Origin of the sequence: Flavobacterium artemisiae, from assembly GCF_042678225.1 — a bacterium.
GTDB classification, from domain to species: Bacteria; Bacteroidota; Bacteroidia; order Flavobacteriales; family Flavobacteriaceae; genus Flavobacterium; species Flavobacterium artemisiae.
Window position 1 is genome coordinate 228542 of the sequence record NZ_JBHUDZ010000012.1, and the last position, 21645, is coordinate 250186.

The 21645-nt window shown below is 35.2% G+C and carries 16 protein-coding genes; 5 read left to right on the forward strand and 11 right to left on the reverse strand.

Features of this window, described 5'->3' with window-relative positions; all coding sequences use genetic code 11:
- Positions 1-10: 10 nt before the first annotated feature.
- Genes ACFSC2_RS11690 through ACFSC2_RS11700 form a run of 3 tightly spaced genes read left to right on the forward strand, consistent with a single transcriptional unit; the run spans position 11 to position 1554 of the window.
- A complete protein-coding gene (locus tag ACFSC2_RS11690; protein WP_379815260.1) occupies positions 11-184 on the forward strand; it encodes a hypothetical protein in 174 nt (57 codons plus the stop codon).
- Positions 181-777 carry a DUF8188 family protein gene (locus tag ACFSC2_RS11695; RefSeq protein ID WP_379815259.1) on the forward strand — a complete coding sequence of 199 codons (597 nt, stop codon included), beginning with the start codon at positions 181-183 and terminating at the stop codon, positions 775-777. The genes ACFSC2_RS11690 and ACFSC2_RS11695 overlap by 4 nt, the downstream gene beginning before the upstream one ends.
- Positions 778-813: 36 nt before the next feature.
- Complete coding sequence (locus tag ACFSC2_RS11700) at positions 814-1554, forward strand: hypothetical protein (RefSeq protein WP_379815258.1); 741 nt, start codon at positions 814-816, stop codon at positions 1552-1554.
- Between the two features lie 97 nt (positions 1555-1651).
- Here ACFSC2_RS11700 and ACFSC2_RS11705 read toward each other — a convergent pair whose 3' ends face one another.
- The 11 genes from ACFSC2_RS11705 to ACFSC2_RS11755 form a co-directional block, all read right to left on the reverse strand.
- Positions 1652-4768, reverse strand: a complete 3117-nt coding sequence (locus tag ACFSC2_RS11705) for an Ig-like domain-containing protein (protein WP_379815257.1) — start codon at positions 4766-4768, stop codon at positions 1652-1654.
- 228 nt (positions 4769-4996) lie between these two features.
- Positions 4997-7144: a glycoside hydrolase family 97 protein gene (locus ACFSC2_RS11710; RefSeq protein WP_379815450.1), complete on the reverse strand. Its 2148-nt coding sequence runs from the start codon at positions 7142-7144 to the stop codon at positions 4997-4999.
- A gap of 81 nt (positions 7145-7225) precedes the next feature.
- Positions 7226-8608 carry an alpha-amylase family glycosyl hydrolase gene (locus tag ACFSC2_RS11715; RefSeq protein WP_379815256.1) on the reverse strand — a complete coding sequence of 461 codons (1383 nt, stop codon included), beginning with the start codon at positions 8606-8608 and terminating at the stop codon, positions 7226-7228.
- Between the two features lie 90 nt (positions 8609-8698).
- A complete protein-coding gene (locus tag ACFSC2_RS11720; RefSeq protein WP_379815255.1) occupies positions 8699-9781 on the reverse strand; it encodes a SusE domain-containing protein in 1083 nt (360 codons plus the stop codon).
- Positions 9782-9794: 13 nt separating this feature from the next.
- Positions 9795-11303 carry a RagB/SusD family nutrient uptake outer membrane protein gene (locus tag ACFSC2_RS11725; RefSeq protein WP_379815254.1) on the reverse strand — a complete coding sequence of 503 codons (1509 nt, stop codon included), beginning with the start codon at positions 11301-11303 and terminating at the stop codon, positions 9795-9797.
- A gap of 8 nt (positions 11304-11311) precedes the next feature.
- On the reverse strand, positions 11312-14524 hold the full coding sequence (locus ACFSC2_RS11730; RefSeq protein WP_379815253.1) for a TonB-dependent receptor: 3213 nt from the start codon (positions 14522-14524) through the stop codon (positions 11312-11314).
- A gap of 191 nt (positions 14525-14715) precedes the next feature.
- Positions 14716-15894, reverse strand: a complete 1179-nt coding sequence (locus ACFSC2_RS11735) for a FecR family protein (protein WP_379815252.1) — start codon at positions 15892-15894, stop codon at positions 14716-14718.
- 535 nt (positions 15895-16429) lie between these two features.
- Positions 16430-16993: an RNA polymerase sigma factor gene (locus ACFSC2_RS11740; protein ID WP_379815251.1), complete on the reverse strand. Its 564-nt coding sequence runs from the start codon at positions 16991-16993 to the stop codon at positions 16430-16432.
- Between the two features lie 381 nt (positions 16994-17374).
- Positions 17375-18031 (reverse strand): hypothetical protein, encoded by a 657-nt coding sequence (locus tag ACFSC2_RS11745; RefSeq protein WP_008466087.1) that lies wholly within the window; start codon positions 18029-18031, stop codon positions 17375-17377.
- Between the two features lie 120 nt (positions 18032-18151).
- Positions 18152-18523, reverse strand: a complete 372-nt coding sequence (locus ACFSC2_RS11750; RefSeq protein WP_379815249.1) for a YraN family protein — start codon at positions 18521-18523, stop codon at positions 18152-18154.
- A gap of 175 nt (positions 18524-18698) precedes the next feature.
- Complete coding sequence (locus ACFSC2_RS11755) at positions 18699-19598, reverse strand: S66 peptidase family protein (protein ID WP_379815248.1); 900 nt, start codon at positions 19596-19598, stop codon at positions 18699-18701.
- A gap of 225 nt (positions 19599-19823) precedes the next feature.
- On the opposite strand from ACFSC2_RS11755, the gene ACFSC2_RS11760 reads away from it, so the two are divergent.
- Positions 19824-20918 carry an endonuclease/exonuclease/phosphatase family protein gene (locus ACFSC2_RS11760; protein WP_379815247.1) on the forward strand — a complete coding sequence of 365 codons (1095 nt, stop codon included), beginning with the start codon at positions 19824-19826 and terminating at the stop codon, positions 20916-20918.
- Between the two features lie 117 nt (positions 20919-21035).
- Positions 21036-21575: a 3-hydroxyanthranilate 3,4-dioxygenase gene (locus tag ACFSC2_RS11765; protein WP_379815246.1), complete on the forward strand. Its 540-nt coding sequence runs from the start codon at positions 21036-21038 to the stop codon at positions 21573-21575.
- The last annotated feature ends 70 nt before the right edge of the window (positions 21576-21645 follow it).

Genomic DNA, 21645 nt, shown 5'->3' on the forward strand with positions numbered 1-21645 from the left:
ATGGAAAGGCATGCTTAAAGGTTTCGGATGGGGATTAGCCGCAGGAGTTGTCAATTTTAGAATTGATACTTGGTCCAATTCTTATGATGATGAGATGTATAAAGATTCTTTAGATGTATTTAAGGAATCTGATAGAAAAGATGAAAATAATCACATAGGTGTAATAGCTACATTAAAAAAATGAAAAACTTAGGAATTCCACATGCAATAGGATACCTGATTGCAGGATTAGTAGTATTTCCCTTATTGCTCTTTTTTGCAAATAAATTATTTTTTCAAGGAAATGATGCCGAAAAAGAATTAAGTAAATATTTGGGTAATATGGAGGAAATAAAAATTCATTTAGATCCAAATGAAAAAATTTATTTTGGACATGAAAGATATACTGCCTTTCTATCCAGAATAGGAGGTAAAATTTACATAAGTACTGAGACATTTTATTCTAAAAAACAGAATAAGTATTTTCAGTTTCGAATGGCAAATATTGGTGAAAATTTCTATTTGGCATTTCTCAACCACATTAAGAGTATGGGGTTTAGTATAACTGTTAACAAAGATGAAATGCAAAACCCAAAAATGGGTACAAAAGAGCATCCTATTCCTGTATTTAGGGTTGTTGGCGACGAAAAGCCAATTCGCCTTTGGCATAGCGGCGACCATGGCGAAACCATTTATGAAAATTATGATATTACGCCAGACCAATACGAAAACAGTGTATATTGTCATTTAAAATATGTGATGTCTAAAGAAGAGTTTAAAGAAAGGTTTGAGAAATAAATAAAAATAGAAATTATGTATATGAGGGTTTTGTTAATGGTGGCAGTACTATTACCTTTTATTCTTTTCTTATTGAACAAGAAAAATTATAAAAAATATAATGAGAAGGAAAAATTGTCTTTTGAGAAAAAGTCAATAGATTTAGAGCAACAAAAATATTTAGAGGAATATAATAAACAAATTAAACTTAGGATCAAGTTATTCATTTGTTTTTGTCTTGTTGTAACTTTAATTGTGCCTTTATGGTTTTTTATCTATACTGTTTTAGAAACAAATTCTCTAGGCAAAGAGCTAATAGGCCAAGAAAGTTATAATTCAAGAATGAATGATAGTTATTTGTTTTCATTTACAATGTTCGGATTATTATTTTTATTAATGAGCCCAATGATATTATTATTTCGAAACCATTATCAACAATATTTTTCTCTGATAAATTCCTTGTCAAAAGCCGATTTGCTAAAAGTTAAAGTTGTAAACGATAATCTATCATTTATTTATAAATATACCCCGCCATATGTTATTAAAGAGAAATCTATTTTACTTTTTCATGTATTTCGTAGTCCGATAATTATAAAAGTTGAAGAAATTAAGACCATAGATGTAAATAGAATTAAAGTTAAAATGGGATATGTATATTTAATTACAATTACTACCTCTGAAAAGAAAAGAATTTCTCTTCCCGATAGCGAATTTTTAAAAGAAAATTTGATTAATGAAGTTATGAAGATAAATCCAAATATAAGGCTTACCGCTAATAAACATGGATTTTTTGGGTAAACTTAAAAATGAAATTACCTTAACGTATTGGTACGGCACTATACAAAAAAGCGCATGAATTTCATGCGCTTTTCAATTTCATAGACTTTACAAATCCTTATTCAACAATCAGTTTTTTAGTTACTTTAAAATCTTTAGATAAGATATTTACAACGTAAACTCCTCTTGCCAAATTATGATTGATCTGTCCTGATGAAGGAAGATTTTGAGTTAAAACGGTTCTTCCGCTAATATCTGAAACAGTTATTGAAACGACAGAACCATTCTCAATTTCTGGTAATAAAAAATGAAGTTCATTGTTTGTTGAAGGATTTGGATATATACCAATTACAGGTTCAATTTTCGAAACCTCTTCAACATTTGAAGCCGTTTTTGAAGTTCCAACAGTTGTTGGTTGCAACTGCCATTGTGCGCTGTACCAGCCATCTTGCGAATTTCCGTATTGTGCAGAACCCGTTTGGTTTTCTACATGAATAATATTTCCTGTCTGCCATCTGTTTCTAAGTCTTGTCCACGTACCGTCAATATAATCACTTGACCATTGTGCGCTCCAGAAAGTAGTGTCGGTTATATTGCATTGTATATTTCCGGTTTGACCTTCGATATTCATTAATTCGCCTGTTGCAACATTTTTCAATACAAAATAAGTGGCATCAATAGCGATTTTCTGCCATTTATAATTGTTTCCTGAAACAGTTGTTCCGTAACCAGTATTTGTTCCTGCATCAGATAAATAGGCGCCTGTCCATCTGTTTTTGATGGTGTAATAATTTCCTCCGCTTGGCGCAGTTGTAACTGTAACTAGACAAGTGCTTGTTTTGTTTCCGTCAACAGTTGCAACCGTAATTGTTGCAGTTCCATTTGCGACAGCGGTAATCAAACCAGAACTATTTACAGTAGCTACAGCGGTATTGTTTGAACTATATGCTACTGATTTATTTGTAGCATTTGCAGGAAGAACTGTAGGAGTAAGTTGTTGAGTTGCGCCAACATTTAAAGAAGCCGTTGATGGACTTAAGCTTACACTTGTAACTGCAACGCCAGTTCCCGGATTTGAATCGTACCAAGCGTTGTTCATGTACCAGCCTGTTTTATTTCGGCTTAAATCGGCAGTTTGGTTGGTTCCGTCATTAAAAATTAAATTGGTTGAAGTTACATTCGTAAAGGTATAACTGTACCATCCGTTTCCTGCATTGGTCATGTTTCCGCCCGGCCACGCAGCATCTGCTAAAACTCCTGCTGGAAGCGCACTCCAATAATAGATTTTAATTCCAGTTCCCCAATTTGATGGTTTATAGAAATAAACAGTGAAATTCGTATTCGGATTAACTGTTATGGTTGCCGAAGCTGTTTTATTTCCGTCTTGTGTTGTCGCTGTAATCGTTGCCGTTCCTGCTGCAACCGCTGTTACAAGTCCGCTAGAATTTACAGTTGCAATTGCAGTATTATTGGAACTCCAAGTTACATTTTTGTTTGTTGCATTTGTTGGCGATACTGTGGCTGTAAGCTGTTGTGTATTTCCTGCATATAAACTTGTAGAAGTTGGAGAAACTGCTACAGAAGCGACTGGAATTGTTGAAACTGTGATCGCCGAAGTTGCTGTTTTATTTCCGTCAACTGTTTTTACGGTTATTGTTGCCGTCCCTGCAGCGACAGCATTAACCAATCCCGATGCGTCTACGGTTGCCACAGCGGTATTGCTCGATGTCCAAGTTACGTTTTGATTGGTTGCATTGGCCGGAGCAATTGTCGCATTTAATTGCTGTGTTGATCCTAAACCAACCGTTGCTGTTGTTGGACTAACTGAAACCCCTGTAACGGCTACAACCGGAGCGTTGGTATTGGTTAAAACCAAATATTCGTAAGCAGCGAAATTGCGTGTAGAACCTGCTGTTAAAGTTACCGAAGCATTATTGTTATATGGATTTACATAAGTTCCTGCTAAAGCCGCTGGAATTACATATGATTTTGAAGCATTTCTCAAATTCGACATTACAATTACTTTTTCAGTGCCTAATGTTTTGGTGAAAATGCTGATATCGTCATTCGCATACGTTGTTAAGTCCCCGCGACGGATTGCTGCACTTGTAGTTCTAAAATTTAAGATTTTAGCAAAATCGGCTGCAGCGGTTGGATTTTGAGACCAATTGAATTTAAAATTTGTCCACGGCCAGTCGGTTTTGGGTTCGTAGTCGATTTCCTGTCCGCTCATTAAAAACGGAACGCCTCTCATGTAAGCAGAAACTAAGAAATTAGCAACAACTCCGTTATGATTTTTAAATACGATACTTGGTCTTCTTACGCCATCATCGTTGGTATATGTATCATGATTACCCGTATATCTAACGATTTGCTGATTTCCTGTTGCTTTAGCATATTCATAAGTAGTTTGGTCTTGAAGTCTTTGAGAAACAGGTCCGCCACCAGCAACATCATATAAACCGGCATGAAACCATCTGTCGCCATAATTCATGTCAAAACCCACCTGAAAGTTTTCTTGTCGGTCACCTTCAGCCAACATTAATAAGTTGTGAGAAGTTATGCTTCGAAGGTTTGAATTCACTTCTGACCAAAAATCCAAAGGAGGATTGTTTGCATAGTCACAACGGTAACCGTCAATATTGGCTGCGAAAATCCAGTAACGCATGGCATCTTTTATGGCATTTCTAGTTGCCGAATTATTAAGATCAAGCGCGGCAATGTCAGAGAAGTTTCCTAATTGCTGGATTGTTGTGCCCGTTCGTTTATAATATTCAGGATGTGAAACTGTCCAGCCATGATCCCAAGAAGTTCCGTTGATGGCAATGTCTAAAATAACCGCCATTCCACGGCTGTGAGCGCCATCGACTAAGGTTCTTAAATCGGCCAATGAGCCATATTCGGAACCAACGGCTTTAAAATCTTTAATACAATAGGGGGAAGCCGAACTTCGAGAATCGGTTCCGTGAGGGAAAATCGGCATTAAATAAATAACATTGGTGCCGAGTGCTTTTATATTGTCTAATCGGGCGGTTACTCCGGCTAAATTTCCGTTGGCACTAAACGGTCGAATATGCACCTGATACATGTTGATGTCTCGCGTATCGGGTACGCTCGCAAATGGAGTCCCATACTGCGCGGGATCTTGCGCATAAAGGGAATTTGCAAATAATAACAGAAAGCAGATTAATGCTTTGGTAATATGAAATAATCTAGTGGTAATGTTGATTTTCATAATAATAGTTTTTTGCATGCTTGTCGGCATTTCTAACTAAAATTCATTCTCACTCGCATTGTATTTAAATTCGACAAACATTTTGTGGTTAATAGTTTTCAATAGTAAGTTTAATTTTTGCTCAAAAATGAGCATAGGTTTTCTGCCGCGAATTTCACGAATCAGCACTAATTTGATGCTTTTTGATTCGTGGAATTCGTGAAATTCTTGGTAAAAAAACTTTGTAATCTATAATTTTTTCAATCCCTTCAACTCTGAAGCAGCTCTTTCTTTAATGCTGATGGCAACACCACCGCCTGGAGCTAAATACTGCTTCAATTTGCTTTTTGAGTTTACAATAACTTTAGTAACAGTATATTTCTGTGGATTTTGTTTCCAATCAGCTTCTTTAGCATCGGCATAAATGGTAGCGACGAAATTTTTTCCTGCAGGTAAATAATCAAATGAAATGTTTGCTGTTCTAGCATTTTCATCTGTAATACCGCCGATAAACCATTCGTTTTTGCCTTTTGCTTTACGAGCAATTGTAATATAATCTCCAGGTTCAGCTTCTAAAATATAACTGTTATCCCAATCTACAGCCACATCTTTGATAAACTGAAAAGCATCTGGAAAACGCTCATAATTCCCTGGGATATCAGCCGCCATTTGCAACGGACTGTACATGGTTACATAATAAGCCAATTGTTTTACTAAAGTGGTGTTTACTCGTTGTGAACTTCCTGTTCCGTAATACGAAAGATCGGTCTGGAAAATTCCAGGCGTATAATCCATTGGACCTCCCATTAAACGGGTAAAAGGTAAAATTGTAGTGTGATCCGGAGCTAATCCTCCCATAGATTCAAACTCAGTACCGCGCGCTGATTCCTGAGCAATCCAGTTTGGAAAAGTTCGGTTTAATCCCGTTGGACGAACGGCTTCGTGGCTGTTGACCATAATTTTATAATCGGCAGCACGTTTAGCAACGTTAATGTAATGATTCACCATCCATTGTCCGTCGTGATGTTCCCCACGCGGAATAATCTGTCCTACATAACCTGTTTTTACGGCATTATAACCGTTATCATTCATAAATTGAAAAGCACGATCCAGACGTCTTTCATAGTTCGTAGCCGATCCTGAAGTTTCGTGGTGCATGATAATTTTTACACCTTTTGAAGCTGCATAAGCATGAACTGCTTTTACATCAAAATCAGGATAGGCTGTTACGTAATCAAAAACGTCTTCTTTCCAGTTGCCAATCCAGTCTTCCCAGCCAATGTTCCATCCTTCGATAAGAATCGCATCAAAGCCATTTTTAGAGGCAAAATCAATGTATTCTTTGGCACGTTCTGTTGTAGCTCCGTGTTTTCCGTTTGGAGTCAATTTGGTGAAATCATCCGTCATTTTAACGTTGTTTTCTTTTCCGAAAGCCCACGTACTTCTTCCAGCAACGAAATATTCCCACCAAATTCCGATGTATTTTACGGGTTTAATCCATGAAACATCTTTATAACTGGTTGGTTCGTTTAGGTTTAAAATTAATTTCGAAGCTAAAATATCGGTTGCTTTATCGCTTACCACAATCGTTCTCCACGGAGTCTGTGCATCGGTCTGCATATAACCTTTGTTGCCAACAGCATCTGGCGCTAAGTGACTTGTCATTTTGTTGGTTTTAGCATCAACTTCAAGGTACATTGCCGGATAATTGATTAATCCTGCTTCGTGAATGTTGATGTATAAACCATCATCAGATTTCATCATAGACGGTGTTTGTACAGAAAGTGCTTTGATTGGCTGTTGTGCATTAATTTCAATAGTTGCTTTTTTCATCAAAGAAGGAATTTCTGAAATCTTTGAAGTCGTGTAAGCATATTCGTTGGTGTCATAATCTCCCGGAATCCAGAAAATTTTATGATTTCCAGCCAAATGAAATTCGGTGCGCTCTTCTTTAATTACAAAATAATTCAGGTCATTTTGTTTTGGAAATTCATATCTAAATCCCAATCCGTCGTTGAATAAACGAAAACGAATACGGATAAATCTATTGTTGTTTTTCGCTTGCGCTAAAGTGACAACCAATTCGTTGTAATGATTGCGAATTGTTTTTTCTTCCCCTAAAACAGGATTCCAATTTTCATCAACAGAAGTTTGTGCTGTGTTTGTGATCGAAAAACCATCCATAAACGAAGCATTGTTCTGAAGTTCTAGACCTAGAGAACTTGGTTTAATAACCGGCTTTTGTTTGTATGATAATTGGTAAGACGGAATACCGCCCTCTTTTAATTCAAATTTTAGAGAAAGATTTTTGTCTGGCGAAGTTATTTCTTGTGCCTGAAGCCAAAATGTACTTACAAGAATAAAAAATAAAAACGCAGTCTTTTTGCTCAAATGCATTTGAAGCAATGATTTTTGGGATTGAAAATTCATGGTATTTTTTGTTTTGTGCAAATTTAGGTTTTAAAGTTGCTTTAGGCGTTAATTTTTCAACACTAAATATTGAAAAGGCTGAAGCGTTACATCTGAACCAACTGTTACTGAAGCTCCGGTGAAAGCATCTTTCCATGTTCCTTTTAGTGTAGTTGGGATAAGTTGTTTTACAGCAGAGCCAGTTAGATTAGAAAGTAACAGTACTTTATCAGAATCTTTTACCATAGTAAACATACTTACGGCATCACTGCTGTAGCCTGTAAATTCTCCTTTTTTAAGAGCGTTGCTGGAATTTCTAAACGCAATGATTTTTTTGTATTCAGCTAACATCTCATTATCTGCGGTTGACCAATCGATAGGAGTTTTAGCAAAATAGTTTAATCTTTTGTCGTAACCAATTTCCTGACCGTTATAAATCATCGGAATCGATTTTAAATACGCGGCTACAACAAAAGTTGCTATAGAACCTTTTTTACCTCCAAAAAGTTCTAAAGGCGTTCCATCAGAAAGGTTGACGTCGTGGTTGCTGGTATATCGAACAACTCTACTTGTCGGATCGTAAACATTGGTATATTCTGTTGCATTAGAATTCTGAATTGTTGTTGCCGACTTATTTTCTTTAAATAATTGTTCGATAGTATAAAAGAAATTGAAACCAAAAATATAGTCAAAACCTGATGCAAAATGATTGTATTTTGAACCTTCTGCCAGCATTAAAATTTCCTGATTTTTTTTGATTTTTCTCAATTTTGAAATAGCGTCTGCCCAGAAATTATTTGGTACAAAATCAGCATAATCACATCTAAAACCGTCAATGTTGGCATTGTAAACCCAATAGGACATAGCATCAATCATTGCATCTTTCATTTCAGTATTATTGAAATTTAACTGCGCCACATCGTTATAATTGGTTCCCGGAGGAATAATAATATTCCCGTTTGCATCTTGCTGATACCAATTTTTGTGCTGTGTAATCCAAGCATTATCCCAAGCGGTGTGATTGGCAACCCAGTCTAAAACCACAGCCATATTTTTTTTGTGTGCTTCTTCAACCAAAGTCTGAAGATCCTGTAAAGTCCCGAAATCAGGATTTACTGCTTTATAATCTTTTACAGCGTATGGGGAACCCAATTCGCCAGTTGCTCTTTCTTTCCCGACAGGATAAATCGGCATTAAATAAATCACGTTAGCACCCAATTCCTGAATTTGAGTCAATCTGTCTTGAACACCTTTTAAAGTTCCTGCCTGACTAAAAGCGCGAATATTTACTTGATAAATAATGGCATCTTCTTTCTTTGGCATTTTATCAAAAGAAGTTCCATATTGGGTGTATGGGGAATCTGGAGTTTTGTTATCGTCGTCTGATGAACTGCACGAAATGAACGCCAACGCAAGCAAGAATCCGTAAACGATTTTTATATTAAATTTCATAGTATTTATATTTTAAATGGTTGAGAAGTAACCTGCCTTTCCGAAGTAAAAAGACAGGTAAACTCAAACCAAACTAAACTTAATTTTTATCTATTTTTTTGTGATGGTATATGTCAGCGTTGGAGGATATCCAAGATTTGCAGGATCTACATCATTGATTTTCATTGTGATCTCGTAAGTACCACCTTCACCAATATAGTGCGCTCCTGAGTCATCTAGATAAGCAATTCCGTCTGTTGTATTTTTAGATCCGTAATTGATGGTCCAATTGTTATTCAATCTAAATTTCACATTTCCAGGAACTAAAACGGTGGTAATTTTCCAAGTTTTAGTTTGGTAATCGTAGTTCATAGGCGTGCTGTTATCCCAGCTGCCGGCAGTTCCGTCGCCAACAATTCCCCAAGAATAAGGCGTTGCAGACCATTTTAAAGTATTTAAATTCACTTTAACTTGGAAAGATCCTTCACCTGGAAGCGCAAAATCTTTCGTACTCATATTTACCATATCTGCATTTACTGCACCAGCTCCGTAAAATTGCGCCCAGTTTCTTTCAGTATTCAATTTAAATACTGGTCCGTAACCCGGCAGAACTGTAACGTAACCTTGATAAACACCTTTTGCGATGGCAGGTAAAGAATTGGCGATGTCAACATTCCACTCTCCTTGATACGCGCCCGGCATATAGATTTCGCCAAAAACAACACTTTTCTCATAAGGAGTTACTGTCAAAGTAATCGGATCCGAATAGATTTTTCGATCCATAGCCGATTCTACGCGTACTACTAATTTACCTTCAACATCTATTGGAAGTCCTAAATCGACAGCAATTTTATTTAATTCCTGACCGATTAATGTTTTGCTTAATACTTCGCTTCCCACTTCAATTCGTTTTGCTTTAAGCCAAGCGTTGGCGCCGCTTGTGTCTCCAACCAAATCAAACTGCAAAGCATAAGTCACAGGAGCTTCGACAGGAAAAGTAACTTCAGGCCAAGAAACCAGTAAAACCTGATCGTCTGCAGTATCTTCTGTTAAAACTATTTTGGTAGAAGAAACACTTATTTCTGATGGAAAACTAACAGACTTTAATGTCGTTAATTCGGCGTCGTTTTCGCAGGATGAACCCAAGAAAACCAAACTGCCTAATAGGAATAATTTATTGATATATTTTTTCATGATAGTTTTGTTTTTAGTAACCAGGGTTTTGTTTTAATCCGCGATTAGCATCTAAAGCTGAAGTAGGAATTGGAAACAACTTTCTATAAGCAGGAGAAGCAGGTCTGAATTCATTAGCCAATAAAAATTTATCAAAACGAATCATATCTTGTCTTCTGTGCCCTTCCCAGTTTAATTCAAATCCTCTTTCGTTGTAAATTTCATCAAGAGTAGGATTGTGATCTAATGCATTTAATCCTGCACGTACTCTGATTTGATCAATGAAAGGTTTTGCAGCTCCAGGGTTTCCTAAACGAGCGTTACATTCGGCCATCATTAAAATAACATCAGCATATCTAAAAATTGGAAAATCGTTTGAAGCACCGCCGCCAGTTCTTGGTGCAACAGGATAAAACTTAACATTACGAACTCCTGCCTGCGGATCTGCTCCCGGATTGTCTAATGAAGCTACATCAAGCGTATAATTGGTGCCGCCTGGCTGTTCTCCAACTAAAAACTGCTTTCTGCGAATATCGTTTGCATCATATTTCAAGAAAAATTCTTTAGGAACAATAGTACCATTCCAACCGCTGAAGCCAAATAAAGTTTGGGCGTGTGCTCCGTACAAACTGCGAACAGCATAAATGTTTCGAGAAACAACATCCAGCGTCGCATAAATTGGCAGGATCGTTTCGTCATCTGGAAGTACATCGCCGAATAATTCATAATATTTGCTTCCTAACGGATTTGCAGCATCTACTGCTCCTGAGTGAAGTGTAAATCCTCCATCAGCAACTTTATTACAAGCGGCCAAAGCTTCATTCCATTTTGAAGTTCCTGTATAAACTTCTGCGTTCAAATATACTTTTGCTAACAAAGTATAACCTGCCCATTTGTTGAATCTTCCGTAATAATTGCCGCCTCTTGTGCCAGATAGTAATTCAACATTTTCATTCAGTTCTTTTACAATAAAGTCAAAAACCTCTTTACGGCTCGACTGCGGGATTTTATCAACAGTGATGTTATTATCGGTAAAGAAAGGAACGTCGCCGTAATCATCAATCAATAAATAATAAAAGAAAGCTCTTAGTGTTTTGGCTTCAGCAATTTTTGAAGGATTGGCATTTGATTTTTCTAGTAGACTAACAGCTAAGTTGGCATTGAAAATAGATTTGTAAAGCCAGTTCCAAGTATTATTAATAATGAAATCTGTTGGCAGCCATTCGTGTTTGTGAAGACGAGCAAAATCCATCTGCCAGTCACCCGTATTTCTATGCGGAATAACCTGTTCATCAGATGACATACAATTCATATCGTACCAGCCATTATCTGCGCCGGCATATCCAACACCAGAAGCATTGTCTCTTACAAATTCACCAGGAACCTGAGCGTACACACTTGCCAAAGCGATATCGGCACCTTGCGGCGTTCCGTAAAATTCATCAGCAGGATATTTATCGTACACATTTTCGTCAATATCTGTACAACTAAAAAGTGTCAGGAAACATACGCTTCCTGTTATCAATATATTTTTAATTTTCATGTCTTTTACTATTTAAATTTTACAGTCAAACCAAACGCCACGCTTCTGGTGCGAGGGTAAATGCCACGGTCGCCTCCAAAGTTATCTTCAGTTCTGCCACTTCCGCTCACATTCAATTCTGGATCAATACCTGAATAATCCGTAATTAGGAATAAGTTGGTTCCTGTAAGTGAAAGTCTAATAGTATCAATGTATTTATCTGTAAAACGGAAACTATATCCCGCAGTAAGATTTTCTAAACGAATGAAAGAACCATCTTCTAACCATAAATCTGAACCATATGGAGAAGTATAAATTCCTTGATCTACAGCACTTGCCAAGACATTCGATTTACCAATATTTTCCATTCGGCTTAAGTTAGAGCGTAATCCGTTGTAGATTTTATTTCCTCCGGAACCTCTTACTAACATAGAAGCATCAAAGTTTTTATATCGGTATGAAGGATTAAATGCAAAAGTATAAGTCGGTAAAGCAGAACCTGCATAGTAACGATCTGGACTTTTTACTCCTTGATCAATTACTCCATTTCCGTCACGATCTAAAACAGTTTCTACATTATTCTCGTTTTTTCCAGTATGTTCAAGAATATAAAAAGCTCCAATTGGTTTTCCTTTTACTAAATAAGAATTGGCAGCGCCCCATCCAACATAATCAGTATTTAACGGAACTCCGTTGATGCTTCCGTTTAAGTTAAGTACTTCATTCTTCATAAAAGAAACATTTCCTGCCAGAGTAAGTGTGCTTTTTTCTGATTTTATTACATCATAAGCGAGTGAAGCTTCAATACCTTTATTCGAGATACTTCCAACATTGGCTTTAATAGTTGGATAAGGATATGGAGGTTGAGGTACTGTATAATCAAATAATAAATTTTCTGTTTTTGAAGTATAAACATCCACAGTTCCTCTCAAACGACTATTAAAAAGAGAAAAATCAAGACCTAAATTGGTTTGTTTTTTGGTTTCCCATTTTAAATCGGCATTTGCATTTTGTGTAATTATGTAGTTGGTAATCGGTGCTCCTCCAAAATAAGTTGTACCGCTGCTGCCCACTAATGAAATTGAATTTTGAGGATAAAGTCCCTGCTGATTTCCTGTTTCTCCGTAACCTGCACGCAGTTTTAATTCGCTAAATAACTCTTGTTTGCGCATAAAAGGCTCTTTGTCAATCTGCCAAGCAACAGATGCCGAAGGGAAATTCCCCCATTTGTTGTTAACTCCAAACACAGACGAACCATCGCGGCGAATACTAGCAGTAAGTAAATAACGATCTAATAGAGAATAATTTAATCTTCCTAAGAAAGAAACCAAAGTTCTATCGTTTTTGTAAGATTCGATATCACCAGGACGAATTTTAGTTAAATCACCTAATTGAAGTGCATTGTAAGTAGCATCATCATTTATAAAACCTCTTACTTGTGCAAAATTCCCCTGATACATTTGATTTTGCCATTCGTATAATCCTAAAACGTTTATATTATGAATGCCAAAAGTTCTTTTATAATTCAAACTGAAATTGGTTAGTTTCTCATTTTGTCTGCGATTTCTAACATTTCCATAACCATTCTGATCAATTGCATAGGCACTTGTAGATACCACAGGAAGATAATAACCCTCAGTAGTATTTGTTTTTCTCCAGCTTCCGAACCAGTTTGCCGTTAAACCACGTGCTAAATCCAAATCGGCTTTAAGACTTGCAAATAAGTTGTCATTTTCAGCATTGTTGGAAACAGTTTGTGCCGTTGCATATGGATTTAAATATTGAAATACGTTTGAATCTGTAAAGTAACTTCCGTCAGTATTAAAAACAGGATCTGTCGGTCTAACCAAATACGCATTTGTAATTAAGTTTGAAGTATAAGCTGCCGTGCCAATACTCTGGATAATACTTGTTGTATTATTGATTCCGGTATTTAAGTTAAAAGTCAATTTTAATTTATCATTAAGCGCCATTTGACTTGCCTGAATACGGCCGATATATTTTTTGTTGCTGGAGTTAATTACAACTCCATCCTGCATAATGGCTGTCAAAGAAGCTCTGTAATTAAATTTGTCAGTTCCACCTCCAAAAGATAAAGTGTGTGTATTGGTAAATCCAGTTTGTGTTAAAAGTCCGTACCAATCGGTATTTGAACCATGATTTGCAGAAGCAGGAACACCAACACTTTGTGCTGCAGACCACCACTCGTCTGCATTTAACATATGTAATTTTTTCGGAATAAAATCTAAAGAACTAGAACCGATATATTCCATAGTAGTTTTGCCCGCTTTATTCTTTTTAGTTGTTATGATAAGTACACCCGGCGCGCCACGAGAACCGTAAATTGCTGTTGCTGAAGCATCTTTTAAAATGTCATAACTTTCAATTTCGCTTGGAGGGACTTGATTTAATAAATCCATATTTCCCTGAATTCCGTCTACAACTACCAAAGGATCACTTCCTCCGATTAAAGAAGATATACCGCGAATACGAACACTTGGTCCTTGACCAGGCTCGCTTCCTAATTGCGAAATATTTACACCGGCAGCTTTTCCAGCAATTAATTGCAGCGGATTTGTAATAGCACCCTGATTCATATCTTTCGCAGCAATCGAAGAAACAGCTCCAGTAACATCTCTTTTTGATGCTGTTCCGTAACCCACAACTACAATTTCTTGTAAATCTGTCGCGTCTGGGATTAGCTGAATATTAATAACGCTTTGGTTTGCAGTTACTTTTTTCTCTTTATACCCCACAAAAGAAACCACAATAACCGATTGGCTGCTTTCTACAGTAAGTTTATATTTTCCATCAAAATCAGTAACCATTCCGTTTTTTGTTCCTTCTTCAATAACAGAAGCTCCAGGTAATGGCAGGCCGTTTTCATCGGTAATAATACCAGAAACGGTTTGTTTTTGAAATTGGATTACTTGGGTTTTTAATTCTGGTTTTTTGAGGATAATCTGTGTATCGCGAATTTTGAATTCGGTTGGAGTTCCTTTAAAAATCTTGTCTAAAACCACATATATAGACTGGTCTTTTACAGAAATTGAAACCGTTCGATCTAAGTCGATATCGCTCAATTTGTAAATAAATCTGAAGTCTGTTTTTTGTTCAATGGTCTCAATAACCTTCTCGATTGTTGAATTGTTTAAATCTAAAGTTACTTTTGTCTTTTGGGCATAAGTATTCGCTTTAATATTAAACATGGCGACCAAAATAAGGAGAGTTGTTAGTTTCAATTTTAGGTCACTTTGGAACAATGAGTATAGAAACCCATTATTCTTAGATTTTTTTTTCATAATTTTGTTAATTGATTGTAGTTAATTCGTTATATTCAATCACTTAGTTAATCGGAAATTGTTCGCAGCTCTTTCCGATTTTTTTATTCTAGTACTTTTATTTCATCATAAATTTTCATTGGTTTTAGTGGTTATTTAATTAGTATTTGATTGTTTTTTATGGTGTAATTAATGCCGTGAATCTCATTAAAATAACTCATCACATTTTCTATAGATTCTTCTTTAAAACTTGCATTGAATTTCTCGTTGGCCAGTTTTTCGTTTTTGTTTACAATTGTAACATTATAGCGTCTTTCAAGCTTGGTAATAATGTTTTTGAAAGTCATATTTCTAAAAGTCAATCCGCCGTTTATCCACGAAGTATAGATATCTGTGATAACCGCTTTGGTCGAAATTTTAGCATTTTCTTTATTGAAACTTCCTTTAAAACCAGGTTTCAAAATCGTGTTTTTGGCAGCGTCAAATTCTTCTTTAGATTCATACATTCCGACAGAACCTTCAACCAAAACAACATCGGTTGCAGTATCTTCAGGATAATTTGAAACGTTAAAATGTGTTCCTAAAACACGCACATTCAATTCGTCGGCGTTTACTATAAAAGGATGTTTTTTGTCTTTTGCAACATCAAAAAAAGCTTCTCCGTCCAGAAATACTTGTCTGTTTTCGCCCGCAATAAATTTTACAGGATATTTTAAAGTTGTTCCAGAATTTAAGTGAACAAAAGTTCCGTCAGAAAGTTGAAGACGGAATTTTTTTCCGTATGGAATTTTGATGGTATTGTAAACCAATTTTTCTGGGTCAGAACTATTTTCATAAACTAATTTATCTCCGTTCTGATTTCCAACCACATTCCCTTTTGCATCTTTTACCTGAGATGAATTTTGCTCAGAGATAATTTGAGTTTCTCCATTTTCTAATTGTAAAACGATATCAGAACTTTTAAAATCAAATTTTTGTTCAACAGGTTTATCCGCTAAATTTTGTTTGTAGAAAAAGCCAATTCCTAACAACACAATTACAGAAGCAGCAATTGAAATATATTTTCTGTAATTTGATTTTCTAGCCGGCATTTCAATTACCGTTTCTTGTTCTTTTGATGAGGTCAAAATAGTATTGAAAATAGAATCAGCAGTTTGCTTTTCCATTTTTGGCATTTCATCCAACAGATTTTGAACATCTTCTACTGTTGGAAATTCTTCGGTCATATTGTTTTCACGACAATATGCAACAACTTGTTCAGTCTCTTCTGGAGTACATTGGTTTAAAACAAATTTTTGTAAAAGCTTTTTTATTTCAGAATTTGAATTCATTAAGAATGTTTTTGGGTTCTGTGTTTCTATAATACAGTTGAAGTGAAAGCGAGTACTACTCAAACGTTGTAAATTTTTAAATTTTAACATTTTAAGCAGAAGAATAGTTCTTAAGTTGCTGATTATTAGTGTTTTTAAAAATGGTTGTTTTTGAAAAAAAAATTTTCACGCAGATTTAGACAGATTAAAACAGATTTTAAATGATTTTTTGTTCGAGGTTGATTGAACATAACCTATGGTTTCAACTTTGGGATGCTTTAGATTTAGGCAAATTTTCTTTTCAATTGCCTCCAGCTTTAGCTGGAGTGATAAAATTTGTCATTAAATGGGCTTTAGCCAAATAATTAGTTTGACTAAAGCCCTTGGAGCACTATATTCTAGACCTCCAGCTAAAGCTGAAGGCAATTCAATTTGTTTTTCCCAAGATTAAATAGATTTTTAATCTGTGAAAATCCTTTAATCTGTGGCAAAAAAAATAAAAAGATCAAAAAAAATCACTCCGAAGAGTGATTTTAGGGCATTATTGTGGTTTTGGTTAGATAATTTCATCGTGAAGTTGAAAAAAGCCGCGCATCGATTCGAGCGCTTTACTCATTTGGTTCCGGACTGTATTTATTGAGATTCCGAGTTCCATACTTATTTCTTCGTAGCTCATTCCTTTTTTCCTGGACATCTTAAAAATCTGCCGTCGTTTCGGAGGAAGCTGTTTTATCGCTTGTTTTCGGAGTTTTTTGCAATCGGCTTCGCGAACAGCGTAATCTCCGTATTCATGTGTTTTTTGACTTTCGTAAAAGACAGCTTCTTTCAAAATCACTTCATTCGCTGCTTTATTCAAAACATTAAAAGCCTGATTTCTTGCAATAGTAAAAATATAGGCTTTAAAAGATTGGTCTATATTTAAACTTTCACGGTTAATCCAAACCTTCATAAAAACATCCTGAACATTTTCCTCTGCCGCCTCTTTTGATTTTAGAAGGCTGATACTGTAACCATAAATATCTTGGTGGTATAAATCAAAAAGTTGGCGAAAAGCTTTTTCGTTTCCATTTTTGAGTTCACTTACCAATAATTTTTCACTATGGTCGTTCGCTTCTAACAATTTAATTCGCTTTAATTTATTCTACTGGTATTAAACTATCAAAATGTGAGGTCTGCATCGGACGTCTTGGCAAATATATAAAAATATTATTCGTAACAAATTATATCTAAAAAAACTTAATTCGTATTTTTTGTTAGTTTTTTATAGAAATGAGTCAAAAAACGTTCGGAAGTCCCTTTTGTACAAGTAAGTGTCAAATTGACGCTTTCGTGAAATAAATTTAAATTTGAGGTTTTTACTTTTGAGAATATTCTTATTTGCTAAATATTGAATCGGTCAATTGTGGTTATTTATAAAAAATCCTTTTAACTCTTTTCAATAAAAAGAGATAAAAGGATTATATAAAATGGCATCTAAAATGATGCTTAAAGTTCTTTTTATTCAGTTTTTCAAGTCTTTAATTACTTTAAAAGCAACATCAACTTGATCTTCTCCAACTAAAATAGTAAACTCGTTTGAAGTCGAAATTACCTCGTTAATGATAATTCCTTCCCAAGCCAAACGTTGGAAAATGAAGTAATAAATACCTGGAACAACAATGTTTTCTTTTGGTAATTTAACTGTAATCGAAGCTAAATTGTCTAATTTCTGAATTAATTTTTCTCTCATAAAGTGTTTTTCAACTAAATGATTTACACTGCTGCTTACTACGATATTAGTTTCGTTTACCCCGCGAGAAGAAGTATAGAAAATATCAGATAAAGCATTGATGTCAGAAATAAGATCTGCTTGTTTGTTAAGAACAGTTTCTGAAGCCGCAAAGGTGTAATCTGTAAGCTCAGAGCGCACCGTAATTTCTCCAATGTTTTTAATTACTTTATTGATTTTGTGGTTCAATTTAAAATCCAATTCTTCTGTAAGTCTTTTTAGAGACATGACAACAGCACCTTGTTTTACCTCTTTTCCAAATTCACTTTCCAGTTCAGTCATAATGTTTCGAGAAAGCGACGTGAGGTTGATAATTCCAAGCGACAATGCATTCAAGAGAAATGGTTTTGTTTTGATGTAATTTTCTACAATTGAAGAAACAGTTTTCATAATTCGTTTTTTTTTTTTTGTAATGTAGTTGGTTGGTTAATTTAACATTAGGATGTTATAATTCTCTGCAAATATAAATAAAAAAACAAATTGTTACAATTATAACATTGAAAAATTATGTTAAAAGTGATAAAAAGCGTCAGTAAGATGTTCAATTGCAAATGATTCCCCGTTTTTATGGATGGCAACTATGTCAAAACGAATTTCTAAATCTTCTTCAAAATCCTTTTCCCTATCGTTTATGTAGGCATTTACTGCTTTAATTAATAATTGAATCTTTTTTGGCTTCACAAAATCTTGCGGTGCACCAAAATCGAGACTCGATCTTGTCTTTACTTCGACAATAGCTAAAATGGATTTTTTTTGTGCAATAATATCAATTTCGGCTTTTTGAAATACCCAATTTCGTTGTAGAATTTTATATCCATTTTCTTTTAAATGAGATACAGCAAGTTCTTCTCCTTTTTTACCGAGTTCATTATGTTCTGCCACGGGTTTTTTGTTTTAAAGTTATAGGTTTTAGGTTTTAGCTTGAACCTTTAGTACCCAGAATGTTTTGCACGCAAAGACGCGAAGACACAAAGTTTTAATATACTTGCGACTTCGCGTCTTTGCGAAATTTTTTATGTGGTATTATAGATTTCCTTAAATTAAGGAATAGAGGAGTTTATCTTTTAAAAGTGACCGTGCTTCCAGTTGCAGTAACCTCTATAGAAACGGTATTTCCCATAATTAAAGCTCTGTTATCACGAATATGACCGGCTGGGAAATTAAAAATTACAGGAATATTGTATTTTTTAGTCACATCGTCAATAATTTCTAAAGCATTTTTACCCCACGGCACTTCATTATCTTTCATACTGGTCATGCCGCCGATGATAATTCCTTTAAGATTTTCGATACATCCGTTTCGTCTCAAATTCATCATCATTCTGTCAATATGATAAAGATATTCATCTAAATCTTCAATAAATAAAATTTTATCACGACAATCAATTGCAGATGGCGAACCTAATAAACTATATAAAATGGATAAATTGCCGCCCACTAATTCGCCAGTTGCGATACCAAATCTATTCATCGGATTCGGACTGATAGAGTATGAAATAGGCTCATTAAATAAAGCTGCTTTTAAAGAACTTACAGCATCTGGCGTTGCTCTAGGAACAGTAACAGGCATAATAGAATGAAGCGATTTATAACCCATTGTATTCAAATGATTATGCAAAACAGTTACATCACTAAAACCTATAACCCATTTTGGATGTTGTCTGAATTTTGTAAAATCTAATAAATCTAACATTCTTACTGTTCCGTAACCGCCTCGAACGCACCAAATAGCTTTAATATTCGGATTGTCCATTTGTTTCTGAAAATCGGCAGCTCTCTGCTCATCAGTTCCAGCCAATTGATGATAATCTAATCCGATGGTAGAGCCTACAACTGCTTCTAATCCCCAGCTGTGTAATAAATCAATAGTAGGTTTTAAATTGTCGTCTATATTTTTTCTAGCTGTTGCCAAAAGCGCAACAGTATCTCCTTTTTGTAAATAAGGTGGTGTTATCATGGGTTGTTGAGAATAACAGGTGAATGATTGTAAGGCAAAAATAAGAAATACGAATTTATATAGAACAAAGTGTTTCTTAATGTTGAATAGGTTTTTCGTGCTCATAATTTATTGCTGATTCATTGTATTAAAAACAAATATAGAAATTTTAGAATTTAATTTCATTTGAATTTTCTTACAATTAAATAAAATGTTTAAATTCATCTTTTTTAAAACATAAAATAGATGCCGTTTATTAGATTTTATTTCTTAGTTCTTCTTTTTTCGATTCAACTTCAATCACAGGCCAAAAAATATACAATTCATACTGTTGCTTTTTACAACTTTGAGAATTTCTACGACAGTGTCGATGATCCAATTACAAATGATGACGAATGGACACCCAATGGCGCACAACAATGGACGGAAGAAAAATATCAACAGAAAGTAAAAAATCTGGCAAGAGTAATCTCTGAAATCGGAACACCAGAAAATACGAATGCTCCGACTATAATCGGAGGAAGCGAAATAGAAAACAGAGGCGTTTTAGAAGATTTAATTAAAGATCCAAAATTACTGCCGTACGATTTCGGTATTGTTCATTTTGACTCTCCAGACCGTCGCGGAATTGATGTCGCATTATTGTATCAAAAGAAATATTTTCGTCCCACTTCATTTTCAAGCATTCCTTTAATTATTTATAAAAAAGCTATTGATAAGAAAGAAGAACAAAATGACGTATTGAATGACAGTATTGAAATAATGAAGATTAATAAAAATCGCGTTTTTACTCGAGATCAGCTTTTGGTTTCTGGTTTTCTGGAAGGAGAAGAAATTCACATTATTGTTAATCACTGGCCATCGAGATCGGGAGGCGAAAAAGCCAGTAGTCAGTTTCGTGAAGCGGCTGCGCAATTAAATCGAAAAATTATAGATTCATTACAGCAGATAAATCCAAAAGCAAAAATTTTGACAATGGGTGATTTAAACGACGGACCATTAAACAAAAGCATAAAAACAGTTTTAGAGGCCAAAACTAAAAAAGCAGAAGTCTCAGACTTGGGACTTTTTAATCCGTTTGAAGAAATGGCAAACAAAGGAATGGGAACTATTGCATATCGCGATTCGTGGAGTATTTTTGATCAAATTATAATGACGAAGCCTTTTCTAGATTCGGATTTTTCGAATTATAAATTTTGGAAAGCAGGGATTTTTAATCCTCCGTATCTCATTCAGACCACTGGGCAGTACAAAGGTTACCCGCTGAGACACAGTCAGAATGAAGTAGGTTTCAGCGATCATTTTCCTGTTTATATTTATTTGGTAAAAGAGGTTAGGTGAGTGGTCAGTGTTCTATCTCGGCGTAGGCTGTGAAACAGCGTTAAACCTGAATACTAAAAATACTGAACACTGAATACTTTTTAGTAACTTAGCTTTTATAATTAGTATTAAAAAAAAATGGGAATTGCAAAACCTTTCAATCTTACCAAATGGATTGACGAAAATAGACATTTACTAAAACCACCAGTTGGAAATAAAAATCTTTACGTAGATTCTGGAGATTATATCGTTATGATCGTAGCGGGTCCGAATGCGCGAAAAGATTATCATTATAACGAAACCGAAGAACTTTTTTATCAGCTAGAAGGAAGTATAAAAGTTGTGATTCAAGAAGACGGCGAGCGCAAAGAAATGGAACTAAATGCCGGCGATATGTATCTGCATCCTGCGAAAGTGCCACATTCTCCAGTTCGTTCCGAAGGTTCAATTGGTCTTGTAATTGAAAGAAAACGCGCCGGACAAGGTTTTACGGATGGTTTGCTTTGGCATTGTGATAACTGCAATCATAAATTGTATGAAGTCTATTTTGAACTTCATAATATAGAGAAAGATTTTCTTCCTCATTTCGAGCATTTCTACAATTCAGAAGAATTAAGAACTTGCGATAAATGCGGGACTGTTATGGAAACTGATCCTAGATTTGTGGCGAAGAAATAATTATACTTTTGATGAAATTTAGTAAACCCGACAGGTTTTTAAAACCTGTCGGGTTTTGTTTTTTATAATT

Coding starts and splice junctions, on each gene's coding strand:
- ACFSC2_RS11690 (WP_379815260.1), top strand. CDS start 11: ATGCTTAAAGGTTTCGGATGGGGATTAGCCGCAGGAGTTGTCAATTTT.
- ACFSC2_RS11695 (WP_379815259.1), top strand. CDS start 181: ATGAAAAACTTAGGAATTCCACATGCAATAGGATACCTGATTGCAGGA.
- ACFSC2_RS11700 (WP_379815258.1), top strand. CDS start 814: ATGGTGGCAGTACTATTACCTTTTATTCTTTTCTTATTGAACAAGAAA.
- ACFSC2_RS11705 (WP_379815257.1), bottom strand. CDS start 4,768: ATGAAAATCAACATTACCACTAGATTATTTCATATTACCAAAGCATTA.
- ACFSC2_RS11710 (WP_379815450.1), bottom strand. CDS start 7,144: ATGCATTTGAGCAAAAAGACTGCGTTTTTATTTTTTATTCTTGTAAGT.
- ACFSC2_RS11715 (WP_379815256.1), bottom strand. CDS start 8,608: ATGAAATTTAATATAAAAATCGTTTACGGATTCTTGCTTGCGTTGGCG.
- ACFSC2_RS11720 (WP_379815255.1), bottom strand. CDS start 9,781: ATGAAAAAATATATCAATAAATTATTCCTATTAGGCAGTTTGGTTTTC.
- ACFSC2_RS11725 (WP_379815254.1), bottom strand. CDS start 11,303: ATGAAAATTAAAAATATATTGATAACAGGAAGCGTATGTTTCCTGACA.
- ACFSC2_RS11735 (WP_379815252.1), bottom strand. CDS start 15,894: ATGAATTCAAATTCTGAAATAAAAAAGCTTTTACAAAAATTTGTTTTA.
- ACFSC2_RS11745 (WP_008466087.1), bottom strand. CDS start 18,031: ATGAAAACTGTTTCTTCAATTGTAGAAAATTACATCAAAACAAAACCA.
- ACFSC2_RS11755 (WP_379815248.1), bottom strand. CDS start 19,598: ATGATAACACCACCTTATTTACAAAAAGGAGATACTGTTGCGCTTTTG.
- ACFSC2_RS11760 (WP_379815247.1), top strand. CDS start 19,824: ATGCCGTTTATTAGATTTTATTTCTTAGTTCTTCTTTTTTCGATTCAA.
- ACFSC2_RS11765 (WP_379815246.1), top strand. CDS start 21,036: ATGGGAATTGCAAAACCTTTCAATCTTACCAAATGGATTGACGAAAAT.